This window comes from Nostoc sp. FACHB-110, assembly GCF_014697425.1.
In the GTDB taxonomy this organism is placed as follows: domain Bacteria; phylum Cyanobacteriota; class Cyanobacteriia; order Cyanobacteriales; family Nostocaceae; genus Nostoc_B.
The window spans coordinates 1-18,321 of the sequence record NZ_JACJRU010000043.1 but is presented as its reverse complement, the minus strand read 5'-3'; the positions used below and the strand labels follow the sequence as shown (position 1 = coordinate 18,321).

General features: G+C 39.3%; 5 protein-coding genes. All 5 read left to right on the top strand.

Translation table 11 applies throughout. The annotated features are described in order from the left end of the window. The first annotated feature begins 478 nt into the window (after positions 1-478). Positions 479-2,074, top strand: a complete 1,596-nt coding sequence (gene bchE, locus H6G69_RS27350) for a magnesium-protoporphyrin IX monomethyl ester anaerobic oxidative cyclase (RefSeq protein ID WP_190692270.1) — start codon at positions 479-481, stop codon at positions 2,072-2,074. A gap of 240 nt (positions 2,075-2,314) precedes the next feature. After that, positions 2,315-3,457 carry a hypothetical protein gene (locus H6G69_RS27345; protein ID WP_190692269.1) on the top strand — a complete coding sequence of 381 codons (1,143 nt, stop codon included), beginning with the start codon at positions 2,315-2,317 and terminating at the stop codon, positions 3,455-3,457. Positions 3,458-4,037: 580 nt separating this feature from the next. Next, entirely contained in the window at positions 4,038-9,476 is a 5,439-nt protein-coding gene (locus H6G69_RS27340) for an ATP-binding sensor histidine kinase (protein ID WP_190692268.1), read from the top strand. Between the two features lie 433 nt (positions 9,477-9,909). Next, positions 9,910-13,518, top strand: coding sequence for a caspase family protein (locus H6G69_RS27335; protein ID WP_190692267.1), 3,609 nt, complete (start codon positions 9,910-9,912; stop codon positions 13,516-13,518). Positions 13,519-13,648: 130 nt separating this feature from the next. Then, positions 13,649-18,160, top strand: a complete 4,512-nt coding sequence (locus H6G69_RS27330; RefSeq protein ID WP_190692266.1) for an eIF2A-related protein — start codon at positions 13,649-13,651, stop codon at positions 18,158-18,160. The last annotated feature ends 161 nt before the right edge of the window (positions 18,161-18,321 follow it).

Below are 18,321 nucleotides of genomic sequence, written 5' to 3'. Positions count from 1 at the left end.
ACAATAGCCTCATTATCCTAAATTACTCTTAAATTCTGAATTCTGACTTCTGTGTGCTGAATTCTTACCACAATAAATTTTTAATAAAAACTTAGTTACACTTAGATACATAGTGTACTTATTTCTATTACTTAATATTAAGTTTTGAAAAATCAGCTTTATTTTCAAACTCAATAGCTATATAGTTATTAAAAGTAAATAATTTTAGGAAATAAAAAATAGAGATAGCTAATCTTTATTCACATTGAATCAGGGTTTTTACATACAGCGTTTCTCAGTTTGGTGCAGTACATATTTCAAGGGGGAGAGAGACTAGGGGCTAGAAAATGTACCTCATCCATGTCAAAAATGCTGTATATATTTCATCTTAATATTGGCAAAAAATTATCCACAAATTTTTTGAGAATTTTGCATTTACTAGCAACAAAGTAGAGATTTTGAGTTGTTGATTCCTCTGGCAAGAATTAGGAGGTAGTGTATGCGGATTATGATGATTCAACCCAATTACCATTCAGGTGGTGCTGAAATTGCCGGAAATTGGCCACCAAGTTGGGTTCCTTATGTTGGTGGGGCGTTAAAAGCGTCTGGCTTTACGGACATTTGCTTTATTGATGCGATGACAGATCATATTGCGGATGATGCTTTAGCGAAGATGATCGCCAAGCATCAGCCGGATATAGTATTAGCAACGGCAATTACGCCGATGATTTATCAATCGCAAACAACGCTCAAGATAGTTAAAGAAGTTTGTCCCGACGCGAAAACAATTATGGGTGGGGTTCATCCTACCTATATGTACAATGAAGTTCTCCATGAAGCCCCTTGGGTAGATTATATTATTCGGGGTGAAGGCGAGGAGATTACAGTTAATTTAGTGAGTGCGATCGCTCATGGTACAGTAGAAAGCGATCGCCGCAATATCTTAGGTATTGCTTTTGTAGAAGATGGGCAAGTCATCGCTACACCAGCCCATCCCCCCATTGCTGATTTAGACACCCTCAGCCCAGATTGGAGCCTGCTAGATTGGAGTAAATATATTTATACGCCACTCAACGTGCGAGTAGCGGTTCCTAACTATGCTAGAGGATGTCCTTTTACTTGTCGCTTTTGTTCTCAGTGGAAATTCTGGCGCAAGTATCGTTCTGGTACTCCTAAGAAATTTGTTGATCAAATTGAAATTTTAGTTAAAAAACACAAAGTTGGCTTTTTTATTTTGGCTGATGAAGAACCAACCATCAACAAACCCAAATTTATTGCCTTATGTAACGAGTTGATAGAACGGAATTTGGGGGTTTATTGGGGAATTAATACCAGGGTGACAGATATCTTGCGCGATGAATATGACTTACCGCTATACCGCAAAGCAGGACTAATTCATGTTTCCCTAGGTACAGAAGCCGCCGCCCAGCTAAAGTTAAATTTGTTCCGCAAAGAAACGACCATCGAACAAAACAAACGGGCGATTCAATTGCTCAAGCAAAATGGTATGCTTGCGGAAGCGCAATTTATTATGGGATTAGAAAACGAAACCCCAGAAACAATTGAGCAAACTTATCAGATGGCTTTGGATTGGAAAGCAGACATGGTGAACTGGAATATGTTCACACCTTGGCCATTTTCCGAGTTGTTTGAAGAGTTAGGCGATCGCGTCGAAGTTCGAGATTATTCTCAGTATAACTTTGTCACGCCAATCATGAAGCCGGATGCAATGGAACGAGAAGATGTTCTCAAAGGTGTGTTACGCAACTATGCGCGATTTTACCTCCGCAAATCTTTTGAATACTGGTTTGAAAAAGATCCATTTAAGCGCAAGTATCTTTTAGGTTGCTTGAAAGCGTTTGTCAAAACCACTCTTAATCAGAGTTTCTACAACCTCAAACGAGTTAAATACAAAGGCTTACATACCGAAATTGAACTAGGCTTTGATGAAAGCAAGATTCTCACCCGCGAACAAATTAGTCAACGCAAGCAAGAACATCCAGAATTAATGGCTGATATAAATTTTGCTGGTAATATATCTGCTTGCGGCGCGCCTAATGAACTGCCAGAATTTGTGGAGCCAGAACAAGTTTAAAACTTACAGCTTGCTGATATTTTGATTAAATCTTCAAGGAGCCGTCATCCCCACTAGACTTTCTTGTACAAAGTCTTCTGGGTGATTGATCGGCTTTTTTATAATTTTGATACAGAACAGGATAATAGAGGAAACTGATAAAAGTACAGTCACCTTAATACCATATTGCAAAAATGGATACAGTCGAGCTAAGAAGTAAATTGTGTACTTCACTTACTTAAAACTAGCTGTAAATTCACCATGAAAATCTTGAAGACACTAAGCATTGCTATTCTTGGTTTAGGTTTAGCACTTAGTACTTATATAATTTCTTCCCAACCAATCTATGCACAAACCACAGCCTGTTCTACAAACGGCACAATCATCAACCCGATTACTTTTTTCAATAAAAGCAACCGTTCTATAGATATTTATTGGTTAGATGAACAATGCCAAGAGGTAAAATACCGTACGATTAAACCCAGACAAGTCTACATCCAAAAATCTTACAATACTTATCACTGGGTCGTCCGCGATAGTCAAAACCAATGGTTGCTAAAACAAGTGATGCCTCCGCAGACTGCAACAACCATCAATATCCAGAATTTGACCTATCGTTATCCACGAGCTACGGTAGATCGCAGTCCTGATGTCTTTGGCTATCAAATTCAAGCTATGTATGTTTTGCCATCAGATGGTATTGATCAAAAACTAGATATTAATGGTCAAATTGCAACTTCTGTGGCAGCTTTTCAGCAGTGGTTTGTTGGGCAGACAGGCAAAGAACGCTTGCGACTTGATACTTATGAAGGTGCTTTGGATATTACATTTGTACGTTTAAGCGAGACTGATGCCCAAATCAAAAAAAAGGGGGCATTTGTACGCGACTACATCCAACAGCTATTAAAAGATAGAGGCTACATCAACAATCCTCAGAAAATCTACGCTGTCTATTATGGTGGCGGTAGTACTCATTCTTGCGGCGGAGGTGCGTGGCCTCCAGAGTTGGTAGGTCAAGTAGCTGCGGTGTATTTGAATGGCACTCCGCCAAAGTCTTCTGCTTGCAACAAGAATGTCTTAGGTACAAGCGTAGATACACCAAAATATTGGGAATTTGTCATGATTCATGAGATTATGCACACCCTAGGGTTTGTCGGGAAGAAGTTTACACCCTCAGATAGCTTACTAGCTTGTTCTCCGAATGAACACTTAGGGGGACATACTTTAGATAGTTCTTCTGATTTGATGTATCAAGGTTCTTTGCCTTGGAATGTACCGAATTTAGTATTGGATTTTGGGCAGGATGATTACTACAAACACAATCGCTCAGAATGCTTAGATTTGGCGAAAAGTGTTTTTCTCGACCCAACTCCGCCTGATGCAGAGATTCCACCAGGCTGGTAATACATTTTGGATTTTAAATTTTAGATTTTTGATTGGGAATTGCTGTCTAAGTCTGGGTTCTACCAATCCATCTGTCTCAATCATTACTGGAGAAGATTTAATGCCTTAACCTACTTGCATAGGTCGAAAACAGGGAACAGCCAAGGAAAAAAGCTGATCTCAACTGTCTTGAGCAGATTAAATTTAATTTAAGAGCATAAAGTCAATCTGATTGCTAAACAATCACCAGTATTAAAAATATTGGGATTATAAATGCAAAATATCTGCAAATTGTTAGGTGATTGGCAGTGGGTATATACAGTTATAGAAGTGGAGTAAGAGTATAGCAAATATTCTTGCTGATAATTCATGTGGAAATTGATAAGCACATCTATATATCTGGATTATCTACTGCAAAGACTGGTGTCAGTAGAAGCAGGTTAAAGTTAACAAAGCTAGATATAAATGTAATGATTTTTTTCAAAACTCAAATATGAGTCATAAATCTTTGATGAATGGGAATAATAACAAAGTATAAGTGTGCTTTCTCAATTTTTATATACAAAAGTCAACAACAAATTACAGCTAGGTATACGTAGAAATGACTACTCAAATTCACCCACTTATTATTCCTGGATATCAAACTCTGGCTCAACTGTATAAGGGTTCCCGAATCTCAGTATATCGAGTGATGCGAGAGCGAGATCAACTTAATGTGGTCATCAAAATTTTGAGTGTCGAATATCCTAGCTTTAATGAATTACTGCAATTTCGCCATCAATATACGATTACTCACAATCTGAATATTGCCGGAATTATTCATCCCTTATCTTTAGAAACCTATGGCAATGGTTATATTTTAGTGATGGAAGATATTGGTGGTATCTCTTTACGTGAATATATTCAAACTCACACTTTAACTCTTGAAGAATTTTTAATCATTGCTATTCAATTAACTGATATTCTCCATGAATTACACCAAAACTGTTTAATTCATAAAGACATTAAGCCAGCCAATATTCTGATTCATCCCCAAACAAAGCAAGTTAAAATAATCGACTTTAGTATTGCTTCATTACTGCCGAAAGAAACAACGGAAATTAAAAATCCTCATATTTTAGAAGGAACTCTAGCTTATATCTCACCAGAACAAACTGGCAGGATGAATCGTGGAATTGACTACCGGAGCGATTTTTACTCTTTGGGAGTAACTTTTTATGAAGTATTAACGGGAGAATTGCCTTTTAATAGTCATGACCCAATGGAGTTAGTTTATTGTCATATTGCCAAAATGCCCCCAGAGTTAAAAAATATCTGTGAAATTCCGCAAGTAGTGGCAGATATTGTAATGAAGTTGATGGCGAAAAATGCTGAAAATAGATATCAAAGTGCTTTGGGTTTAAAAATAGATTTAGAAAAATGTCTAGTACAATTGCAAACAATTGGTAAGGTAGAATATTTTGCGATCGCTCAACAGGATATCTGCGATCGCTTTATGATTCCTGAAAAACTCTATGGACGAGAATTGGAAGTTACGACACTTTTACAAGCCTTTGAACGTGTTGCTAAAGGAACATCAGAAATGATGTTGGTAGCAGGATTCGCTGGCATTGGTAAAACCGCAGTTGTCAATGAAGTTCATAAACCAATTACCCGTCAACAGGGTTACTTCATCAAAGGTAAGTTTGATCAGTTTAATCGTAGTATTCCCTTCAGTGCATTTGTACAAGCTTTGCGTGATTTGATGCGGCAATTACTGTCCGAGACAGACAAAAAACTAGCACACTGGCGTAGTCAAATTCTCGAAGTAGTAGAGGACAATGGCCAGCTTTTAATTGAGGTAATTCCAGAGTTAGAAAAAATCATTGGCAAACAGCCACCCGCACCAGAACTGTCATTAATTGCGGCGCAAAATCGCTTTAATTTGTTGTTTCACAAGTTTATTACCGTATTTACCACAGTCGAACATCCACTAGTCATATTTTTGGATGATTTACAGTGGGCAGATTTAGCTTCTTTACAGTTGATCAAACTACTCATCCAAGATAAAAATTATCTGCTGTTGTTAGGAGCCTATCGAGATAACGAAGTTTCTTCAACACACCCATTAATGTTGATGCTAGAAGAATTGAAAATAACCACACACAGCATCCACACAATTACTCTGACTCCTCTGGGTTTTGATGATAGTAATCAGTTGATAGCAGACACATTACATTGTAGTCCTCAGCTAACAAAGTCTTTAACAGAATTCATTCAGCATCAAACTCAAGGTAATCCCTTTTTTCTCACGCAGTTTCTCAAAGCATTACACGAAGATGGACAACTTACGTTTAGAGAGCAAGGGTATTGGGAATTTGATCTGGCCCAAATCAAAACTCAATCTCTTCACGATGATGTTGTCGCCTTTATTGCTCAACAGTTGCAGAAATTCCCCAACCAAACCCAAGATGTCCTCAAGTTAGCAGCTTGTATCGGTAATCAATTTGATTTAGAGACTTTGGCTGTTGTTTGCGAACAACCACCAGCACAGGTAGCGACAGCTTTGTGGGCGGCTTTAGAATCAGGACTGATTTTGACTCAAGATCAGATGTACAAATTTTACCTGCAACATGAACAATCACACATAACTCATCACAATATTGAAAATATTACCTATCGGTTTCTGCACGATCGCGTCCAGCAAGCAGCCTACTCATTAATTCCCGAAAGTCTCAAGCGACATACTCATCACATCATAGGTTCATTGCTGCTGAATCATACTTCCCCAACAGAGCTAGAAGAGAAAATTTTTGCTATTGTCAATCAACTAAATCACAGTACAGAACTAATTACCCAGTCTTGCCAGCGCACACAACTGGCCGAATTAAATTTAATCGCAGGTAAGCGAGCCAAACAAGCAACAGCTTATGAATCTGCCTATACTTATTTTCAACAGGGAATTCAACTTTTGAGTGGGGAGTGTTGGGATAGGCAATACTCCCTAGCTCTGGATTTATACGTAGGTGCGGCGGAGTCAGCTGCTTTAAAAACTGATTTTGCCACCATGAAAACTTTGTGCGACTACATGTTGACGGTTATCACGCCGATTTTAGATCGAGTGAAGATTTACGAGCTGCTGATTTCCTATTATCATCAGCAATCTCAGTTTCATGAAGCAGTCTCTTTGGCCGTACAAACCTTAAAGCATCTGGGGGAAACATTTCCGGCTAATCCCAATACTCAAGATTTTCTTGACGCACTGGCAAAAACTACCACATTAATTGGGCAAGTAGGTTTTGCAAATCTCGCTCTACTCCCGCCGATGGAGAATGCCGAGCAACTAGCAGCAATGAAAATTCTACAGTGTTCTTGCTTTCCTGCTTATTTTGCCGTGCCAGAAATGTTGGGCTTATTGGTGTGCCGATTAGTTGATTTAACACTCAAATACGGACGCTCAACCTTAACTCCCTTTGTTTTTGGAATTTTTAGTGTATTAATTAATGCGGTGATGGGGGATATTCAGCAGGGCAAACAGTTTGGAGACTTAGCAATTGCCCTCGAACAGCAGCAGCCTGATTTGAAATATCGCGCCGTGACATATAACATTGTTTACGGTTTGTCGCACCATTTTTACAAACCTGTGCGCGATGCTCTCAAACCTCTGATTTCTGGTTATCAAAGTCTTGCTCAAAATGGTGATGCCGAAAGTTGCGCTTACTGCTTTATTAATGCCTACTTTTGTGCCATTCTCTCAGGACAAAATCTCAATGATATTCAGTCAGAATTTGAGAAATATTTTCAACCAGTGATGCGGTTAAAACAAGAACAGGTAATTTATCAACTACATATTTGGATGCAGGTAGTACATAATTTGACTCAACCTGTAGAAAATCCTGCTGTTCTGCAAGGTGAGTATTTCGATATTGCTGTTAAGTTGCCGCAACTATATCAAACTAACAACTTTAATACTATCAACTATGCTCATACAGCCCAGGTGATATTAGCTTATTTTTTTGGTGACTATGAAAGTTCTTTATTTCATGCCTCAGCCACAGAACCATATTTAGCGGCTAGTACAGGTAAGTTTTTTATTTCAGCCCATAATTTCTATTATTCACTGTCTTTGATTGCTTTATATTCTCAAGCTGATGCCTCATTAAAAACTGAATATCTGCAAAAATTGCAGAGTAATCAGCAGAAGCTGAAAAGTTGGGCAGAGCATTGCCCAGAAAACTTTTTGCATCGATTTTTGTTAGTAAAGTCAGAAATGGCTCGCTTGCAACACGACTTTAGCACTGCCATTGAATTATACGACATGGCGATCGCTCAAGCTCAAAAAAATGGCTATCTGCAAGAAGAAGCACTTGCTAATGAACTAGCTGCAAAATTTTATCTCCATTGGGGTAAAGAACAAATAGCTGCCAGTTATATGCAGTCAGCTTATTATTGCTATGCTCGTTGGGGTGCTAAAACTAAAACTGATGCACTAGAAAATCACTATTTTAATTTATTACTGCCGATTTTAGAGCCAGTTGCCCAAAGCTGGAATCCACTAGAAACATTAGCAAATCTGACTACAGCGAATATCTCGATTTCGGCATCTAAAAAAGCAACACCAGCTATTAGTAATAGTCTAAATACATCTCTTGATTTAGCTGCTGTAATTAAAGCCTCTCAAAGTCTTTCTAGCACCATTCATCTTGACGAACTCTTATGTCAATTAACTGAGATTATTCTGCAGAACTCTGGCGGTGCTTTTTGTGCTTTAATTTTACCTCATACAGATGGTAAATGGTATCTGCAAGCTATTGCCACATCTGGCAGCACTGAACTTTGCCATCAACTACTAGATGATAATTTTAAGTTGCCGAGTAAACTAATTCAGTATGTCAAAAATACTCAAAAAATGGTAACAGGTGAGAATTTAAAAACTGATTTACCACTGATTGATGAGTATTTAACTGAGCATCAACCCCAAAGTATTTTATGTTTGCCAATTCTTAATCAAGGCAATTTAATAGGAATTTTTTATTTAGAAAATAGTTCAGTGAGTGGTGTTTTTACAAGTGAGCGGATTTTAATTCTTAACTTTCTCTGTACTCAAGCTGCTATTTCTTTAGAAAATGCTCGACTATATCAACAAATCGAAAGTTATTCTTACACTTTAGAAGCAGAAGTAGAGCAAAAAACTCAAGCCCTCAATCAAAAAGCTCAAGCTTTAGAACAAGCTTTAAAAGAATTACAAAATACACAAGCACGATTAATTCATACAGAAAAAATGTCATCACTAGGTCAATTAGTAGCAGGAGTAGCCCACGAAATTAATAATCCTGTTAGTTTTATTAAAGGTAATGTATTTTACACAAAAAATTATATCACGGATATGATAAATTTATTAACTCTTTATCAGCAAGAATATCCCCAACCTAGCCCAGCGATTCAAGCCAAAATCAAAGAAATTGACCTTGATTTTGTGTGTCAAGATGTCATTCAAATCTTAAAATCTATGGAAGCAGGTAGCGATCGCATCAGCCAGATAGTTTTAAGTTTACGTCACTTTTCTCGCTTAGATGAAGCAGAAGTTAAAGCCGTAGATTTACATACTGGTATAGAAAGTACATTGTTAATTTTACAACATCGTTTGCAAGCTACTCACAATCAACCAGAGGTGCGAGTAGTAAAAAATTATGGTAGCTTACCGCGAGTTAATTGTTATCCTAGCCACTTGAATCAAGTCTTTCTCAACATTATTAATAATGCTATTGATGCCATTCGGGATAATGTTCAAGATGGCATAACACCCGAAATTCGCATTCTTACAGAAATCATAGACACTAAACATTTAAAAATCGTTATATCTAATACACATAGTACGATTCCTCCCAGTATTCAAGACCGCATTTTTGAACCTTTCTTTACTACAAAACCCATTGGTCACGGTACAGGTTTAGGTTTATTTGTCAGCTATTCAATTATTCAACAACATGGAGGTACTTTAACTGTGCGTTCTCACCCTGATGAAGAAACAGCATTTGAAATTATTCTGCCGATTAGTTAAACAAAATTCATTTTCATCTATTCCCCGTTCCCCTTGGGCTGTACGTTCCCTTATGTTTCAAGTTGCCGAATCTGCTTCCATTTCTCCTTTGCGATAGCTGTTCCCAAATTTCAGCGACTCCAAGTTGAAGAATTTACCTTTTTTTCACCTGGCTGAAGCGCGAAATTCTGGATGAGCAGATCCCAGAACCTGAAGGTCGAAGCAACCATCGTGTTAAAACAACTTATAATCAAGGCTTTTCAAGCATATACGTAACAAAATTTTACAAAGTGTACCATTTCGCGGATATCTCGGTGGCTACTTAATTCGTCATCAGTATCCGGATCGTAGTAGTTCAGCAAGTGAGTGTAAGTTTGCAGTATATCGTCAAAAATTAGGGTGATATCTATAATGAATCAGAATATCTACGCATTACTAGTTGGGATTGATGAAAATGAATCGGAATATCTACGCATTACTAGTTGGGATTGATGAATATCAAACAGTTCGTTCATTGAGGGGCAGTGTAAATGATATAACTGCAATCAAAGAATACTTAGAAAGGCGGGTAGATACTGATAAATACCAGTTACATCTACGCACATTATTGAACAAAGATGCTACACGACAGGCAATCATTGATGGTTTGCGTCAACATCTGTACCAAGCGGGAAGTAAAGATGTGGTTCTGTTTTATTTCTGTGGTCATGGTGCAAGGGAAAAGGCGGGAGAAGAATTTAAAGATTGGCAGCTAGATAACGCTCATGAAACGATAGTGTGCTACGACAGCCGATCAAAGACTAATGGAAAAAAAGTGCCTGATCTTGCTGACAAAGAACTGCGCTATCTCATCTCTCAGATAGCTAATAAGGGAGAAAATAGCCCGCATCACGTTCTGGTTGCCTTTGACTGTTGCCATTCCAGCTCTGGAACTCGAGATTTAGATGATGAAGATGGCGTTCGTGAGGTCGATGACTTAGCTGAAGCTAGAGAATATAGTGACTTTTGTTTTGCGGAGCAAATTCCAAAAGATAAGCTCAGTCCTGAAACTTTCCCTCAAGGAGACCATACCTTTATTGCTGCTTGCCTCAACACTGAGACTGCAAAAGAGACTTTACAAGAAAATTCCCAAAAGCGCGGGCTATTCACCTACTCGCTTATCAAGGAACTTGAGAGTCAGAATGCAGCATTGTCCTATGAAAACTTAATTCAACAAGTGCGAACTCGTGTTACAGGCGTTCGGCTTTACCAAAACCCTGAACTTGAGTTTATTAAAGGGAAAGATTCTGCAAATCCAAACAGAACTCACTCAGAGAACCAGGAAAGAAAACCTTTAGCATTTTTAGGTGATCCAGCAATCATAAAACCCCGAGATCCATCCTTTACACTTCAATACCGTCCGTCTGTAGGAGCAACACGAACTGATCTAGAACAGCAAGAGGAGTGGATTATCAATGCAGGAGCCTTTCAAGCTATCCAGGAAGATATGGAACTTGCGGTTTATCCTGAAGGTAGTAAATACGAAGATTTTGAGATTTCAGCACAAGAAGAAAATGCCAGCGAACCAAAGCCTATAAAAGCTGGCTCTGTGAAAGCGATCGCCCATATCAAAATTAAAACAGTTTGCGCTAATGAAAGCATTGTCGAGTTGGTTTCTGGGTTAGATAGTGGTAAACCAGATAGTAGTAAGCAGTTTCCTGCTATTGTCATCAAGCGACCTGTACCAAAAGTTCTATTTTATTTTGATTTTGAAGGTGAGAAAGGCGCAAATCGAGAATTATTAGCAAAAGTAAGGAAAAGGCTACTAGAGGAATGGCGATCGCTTGCTGTAGGTGTGATAGAAGATCGCCAGCAAAAACACCAATACCGTCTCTATGTTTGTAATCAGCAGTTTGAAATTAGAGATGGCATTGATAATCGGCTCCTGATAGAACCATTTGCAGCAGAAGACAATGATTCTTCGATCGATTTAGCAGCAGAAAGGGTAGAGCATATCGCCAAGTGGATTACAACTCGAGATTTAGAAAATCCCCATTCGTCTATTAGCAAAGATGGAATTGAGATCGAAGTAACCTATCAAGGAGTCACCAGCAAGGAGCCGCACCGGATTCTGTATTATCAGCAATCGGAGAAGCCTAGAATTCACTTAAAAATTAGAAATCAATCGGGATATCGCCTTTTCTTTATGCTTTTAGATATTGCTGGTGATTACGAAATTAAACATTCTGGACTTCTATTTGACGGTGATAACGAAGTTAAATGGCTTCAGATTGAGCATGGTTCTACTTACACAGCTAAGTATGAAGATAAAAAAACAGGAAAATTAAGAGAAGACATCCCAATCCGCATTCCTAATAAGAAAGATCCTAAAGAAAAAGAACGTTATGGCAAGCTAACAGAATACACAGACACCTATAAACTGATTGCGAGTACGCATAAATTTACTACAAAGTTCGACCTCGATCCTTTACCATTTGCTCCTAGCGATAATCGACAGCCTGGGGACGATGACGAACCTCCTGTTGGAGACTGGGTGACCAAGCAGGTTAAGTTCACCATTATGCGTTCTGGATCCTCAGTAGATATTAATCAAAATGGTGAAACTCAACTCTGGGAGGGTATCTGCATTAAACAAGTACCAGAAGGGTTTTCTGCAAAAGCTAATCTGAAGCTAGTATCGACTGCATCTGATGAACGAAATCTTGATAACACATTCATTAACTTGCCTTTACTGGATAATGCTAAACCATTTGATTTGATAAATCCGCAAAGTGAAGATCGCAGTATTAGCCAAATCTCTGAGCAACAATCGAGTGTATTAGAGCTATCGGAACTTGACTTCTCATTTATTGATAAAGTCACTCCAAAATCCCCAATTGTGATTTCGAGCGAACACTCCCTCAAACCAGAAGAAGGTATTTTGGCGCTTGCTCATGATGGCGATTTTTGGCTGCCAGTAGGATACTCAATGCCGAAGGAGGATGGCAAGACTGGAACTGAAATTGAAATTCAACATCTTGTGAGACGGAGTAATAACGATACGCAAGATGGCGATCGCAAAATTTCCGAAGCCCTATCCCTCTGCTTCCTAAAAGTTGTTGCGCCAAGCAAGGAAAGTGCCTGGCTGAGGAAGGCAACACCGAATTCCGATGGCACTGTCTCTTTCACTCCTAAAAAAGATTTAGAATCCGTCAAAAAGGCTGTAGCACAAGCAGAGCATATTGTTCTCTTTATTCATGGAATCTTGGGTGACACCGAAAGCATGATTCCAAGTGTACTGACCGCAGGATTATTAAACTCAAGTGGCACTCAAGAGCAAGGAAAATACGATTTGGTACTGGCATTTGACTATGAGAACTTGAACACAGAGATTCAAAACACAGCGAAAATACTCAAACAGCAATTGCAACAGGTTGGGCTAGGAGATGGACACAATAAGACCCTACACATCATTGCTCATTCGATGGGTGGTCTAGTGTCACGCAGCTTTATTGAGCAGCAGGGTGGTAACAAAGTAGTTAACCACTTGATTATGTTGGGTACTCCCAATGGGGGATCTGAATGGTCATCGGTGTACCAACTAGCAACTTTGCTGTTGTCGGTGGGCTTAAACTTCATCCCGAAATCATTTGTAGCCGGATCAATCGTGTCCTTGCTAACAAATAAAGCCATTGAGAAAATGAGTAATACATTGAAACAGATGAATATTCAGGATTCCCAGCTTCTGCCCGAACTCAGGCACTCTCAAGATCCTCAGTGTCCTTATACCATCATTGCGGGGAATACACAGTTAAATCGGGAGTTAGATACAAAAGCTAAAAACTTACTGAAAGCACTGGAGCAAAAGCTATGGAAAGGGCTTGAATTTCCGTTCAAAGGACAGAGTAATGATATTGCCGTAACGGTTGAGAATATCTTCATTCGGGAAGTTTTTGAGGGTCGCAATCCTGCCGTCAATTTTATTGATCCAGTCGCCTGTAACCATCTAGTCTACTTTCAGGATAAGAACGGATTGAATGCCCTAGCAAAGGCAGTGCGTCAAGCATTTGATTTGCCACTTTAATCAGAAAAAAATCTGGCGTTGCATAAGTGCGTGATGAATTTGCGTTTGAAACCCTTGAAAAATCGTTCCAAATTAGGCTAAATCATCCCATGATTCAGCAACGCCAAAAATCTATCAGTTAAAAGAGATTATGACGGAATCTAATGCGTTACCAGTAACCAGTTCTTGGTTTGATACAACTCATGTTGTTGCGATTGGAATTGACGATTACAAAAATGGAGTACGTTCCCTTGGTAAAGCAGTCAATGATGCTGTTAAAGTTGCCGGAATAATTGAAAATCTGAAACCCACAGAGAACGTCAAATACTACTTTTCGCTTGCTCTTAGAAGTAATTTTAGTAATGAAGTAGAACAGGAAGTAACAAGACTTGATGGCAACAGGCAAACCTACTTACCTACCAGAGAGGGCTTTGGCGAATTACTAAGTCACTTGAAAGGAACTGTAAAGAAGAAAGATCGCATCATTCTCTACTTTGCAGGTCATGGCATCGCGCTGCCATTTTCTCAAGTTACTAAAAATGATCGTAATACTACGAGCAGTCCATCACAAATTAAGTTAGATGACAAGCCCCAAGGATATCTCCTTTTTCAGGATGCAGTCAAGGGAGATAGAAATACATACATGAAGATGGATGAATTGATTAGATCGCTGCATGACATTCAATGCAGACACGGTTTAATTATTCTTGACTGTTGTTTTGCAGGTGCCATTGAATGGTCGCTTTACCGGGGAATAACACGGCAAATAGGTGATGATTTAGTTACTCCCTCTATTCTAGACAGATACATTACGAAAAATGCTTGGCAAATCCTAACCTCTTCTAGCGAGAACCAAGTAACTAATGAAGTTCTAAACCGAGAATCCGATCAATTAGAAAACGATCATCGTGGTTCTGGTGCAAATTCTCCATTCGTTATCGCCTTAAGAAAGGCAATAATTAATGGTGAAGCAGATTTGACTCAACCCAAAAGAGGATTTATTCACACAACTCGATTAATTGATTATCTGCGAGAAGAAATTGAAAGCAAATCGAATGAATCTAACAAGCTGCAAACTCCTTGTATATTTCCTTTTCCGTTAAAGCACGAGCAAACGGCTGAGTTTGTGTTTCTTCTTGGCGGAAAGACACTGACCGAAATTCAAAGCAGTCTCCCTAAAGATCCAGAGATTGATGAAAAATATAATCCCTATCTCGGTTTACTATCCTACTCTACAGATCACAGTAACATATTTTTTGGACGAAAGCGTTTAATAAGTCGGTTGTTTGAGTGTGTAAAACAAAAAAAATTTCCGCTTACTGTTGTTTTGGGAGCATCCGGTTCGGGTAAATCAAGTCTGGTCAAAGCAGGGTTGATTCCTATAATGTTCCCGAAGCCAGAAAACTCTCAGGATATCCACAAGGGGTGGGTGGAGTTTCGTCCAGGGCGATCGCCTGGAGATAGCTTGGAGCAGGCCCAGAAAGATATTCAAATTGACAGTATTCCCCAGGGCGAAAAACGCTTACTAGTAATTGATCAATTCGAGGAAGTTGAAACCCAGTGCCAAGACAAGGAGCAGAAAAATAAATTCTGGAAAAAACTGATTAAATTAATAACAGAAAATGCAGAAAATATTGATGTTATTCTGACTTTAAGATCGGATTTAGAAACGACATTGCGTAGTCAATTTGAATCTGCTTTTAGGGATAACTATCAATTCCAAATGCCAACTTATAACTATTGGCTTAATGCACGATTTACTGTGCCTACGATGGAGCGAGAAGAGCTAGAGGAAGCAATTGAAAAACCCGCTTCAACAAGAGTAGTTTTCTTTGAAGAAGAGAAGGATAATGGTGAACGTACTTTAGTAAAACAACTAAGCCATGAAGTGGCAGGAATGCCAGGAGCATTGCCACTGCTTTCAGTTGCCTTACAGAGTATGTATAAAAACTTCGCAAAGCGGTATCTAGAGAGTGTACGCAACGGTGAACCCGTAAAACGAGAAATCACTTGGGACGACTATAAAAGCCTTGGGGGAGGAGTAGTAGGTTCTCTGACTAAGCGTGCTAACCAATTGTATGAAGAGTTAGTTCAAGATGATGCTTATCGTCACACGGTGCGTAATATAATGTTACGAATGATTTCATTGCAGGGTAATGGGTTAACGCGGCGGCAAGTACCAACATCTGAATTGAAGTATCGAGACCAAAAAGAAAACGAGCGAGTGGAAACAGTCATTAAACAGTTTTCTGAAGCCCGTTTAATCGTTGAAGGTTCTAATCCCCCAGATGAAGCTTATGTAGAACCAGCCCATGATGCTTTGGTGCAGGGGTGGGATAAGTTCCAAGAATGGATAAAACAAAATGTCAAAGATTTAATTTTACAACAGAGTCTAAACGCACAGGTAAGCGATTGGAAAAACAATGAAAAACCTGAAACACGTTTATGGCATGATGATGACCGTCTGCCTCGATTGAAAAAAGTGCTAGAGGATAAAGCAAAAAACTGGTTGAATGAGCAAGAGACAGAGTTTGTTGAACAAAGTATCAAGCAAAAAAGAAAACAAAAAGATGAACTGACACAAAATCGGATTAATGAATTAACACCATCAGCTAACTCTCGTTTCAAAGACAACGAGCAACTTGAAGCGTTAACTCATATTTTGAAGGCAGGTAAACTCGTCCAAAAACTTATTCGTGAAGATTCACCCCATCTCAGGAAAGAAACCCGCCTCAATACTCAATTAGTCCTTCGGCAAGTCCTCAGCAAAGTAGAGGAAAAGAACCGTTTCATGCTTGAAAGTGGAGGTCATGCCGTAGATTTCAGCCGTGATGGACAGATAATTGCCACGGCTGATGTGAACCGTATTGTGAAGCTTTTTGATCCAGAAGGGAAACAGATTAACCCTCGGCAAATGAACGGCGATATTCTGATGAGAATATTTGACCATCCCCAAGGCGAAATGGTTACCTTGAGAGGTGGTTCTAAGTATTTATATTTGTTGACCCCAGATGGTATATTGCGGTTTCTAAAATTATATTTAAGTCCTGATGGTGGGATATTTGCTCAACCTGGGCAGCTACGCGAAGGGAAGATAACACTTTATAGTCGAAATGGTACGAAACTGAAGACTCTGACAGGGCTTGATGGAGATACAATTATGACGGTTGCATTTAGCCCCGACAGTCAGGTAATTGCTTATGGGGGTTGGAAGGGGTGGTTATCTCTATGGAACTGCGATGGAGAACGGATAGCAGAACAAGGAACGGGTGGGGGTTCATTGAACGCAACAGATTTTAGTCCCAATGGAGAGATAATTGCCACAGGAAGTAATGATGGGAAAGTGAGACTTTGGAAGCCGGACGGTACACATCTGCATGAATTCAAAGCCCATAGCGATACGATTTGGGGGTTATGTTTTAGTCCCAATGGAAAGATGCTTGCTACAGGAAGTAATGACAGAAAAGTCAAACTTTGGAAGTTAGATGGTACAGAAGTGAAAACACTAGAAGGACATACGGGTATTGTTTATGCAGTTGCATTTGACCCCAATGACAACCAGAACCTTGCCTCGGCGAGTGATGATGGAAGCGTCAAAATTTGGAATTTAGGCGGCACAGGTCTAAAAATTTTCGATCAACATGAGGATTCGGTTTATACAGTTCGTTTCAGTCCTGACGGTAAAACAATTCTTACTACAAGTGGGCATGGAAAAGTCTCGTTCTGGAGAACTGACGGCACGTTGTTCAAACAAGAAAGTTGGCACAATGGGCCAATTTCCACATTAGATTTCAGCCCCAACGGTGAGATGATTGTTACAGCAAGTGAGGATAAAGAGGTTAGACTTTATAATTCAGATGGTGATCTCATAAAGTACATTAAACAGATAAAGGAGGGGGATAAAAGTGAATGGGATAGAATTGAAGTATTAGGAGTAAGCTTCAGTCCTAACAATCAAATGATTGCACTAGCAGATTCGCAAGGTTCAGTCAAACTATACAATTTAGGCGACGGCACTTTTAAAAATTTGCGTGATGGGTCTGGCGACCATTCCCCTACCTGGGCAGTAAAATTCAGTACTGATGGTAACATACTTGCGTCTGCACATAGTGAAGGAGTGGTCAGACTGTGGCGATTAGACGGTACTTTCGTCAACACTTTGCCTGGCGGTATTTATGGTAGATATCCTAATGACGTTTGGGGAATAGATTTTAGCCCCAAAGGTGATTTGATTGCCTCAGCGGATATAGATGGAACAGTCAAACTCTGGAGGTTAGATGGCAGTTCAGATCAACCCCGTATCCTTAGTGAAGCTAGTAGCAACGTGGCTTGCAACCGAGTACGTTTTAGCCCCAACGGTGATCTGATCGCCTCAGCCCATGCAGATGGAACGGTTAAACTTTGGAATCTAAATGGCTCGTCGCCCAAAATCTTAGAGGGGCATAAAAGTCGTGTTAATGCGGTTGATTTTAGCCCTAACGGGAAGACCTTAGCCTCTGCCAGTAAAGATGGGAGAGTAATTCTATGGGATTTAGACGGATATCTAGATTTAGATGGACTATTGAATTGCGGTTGCAAATGGGCAGAAGCTTATTTGACAAATAACCCCAATATTACCAAGGAAGATCGGCAAATAATACTCAACATTAATAAAAATCCCTGAAACTCTTGATCTCATAAGATCGCAATTATGAACAATCAATAGGATTTGATCTGACAATACCGTTGCCAATTTACGAGGCTTTAAAGCCTGTAGAAACGGCATGAATACGTCCCAAAGAAGTAAGCTTGGCAAAAATCTGATTTAATAAAATAGGCTCAGGA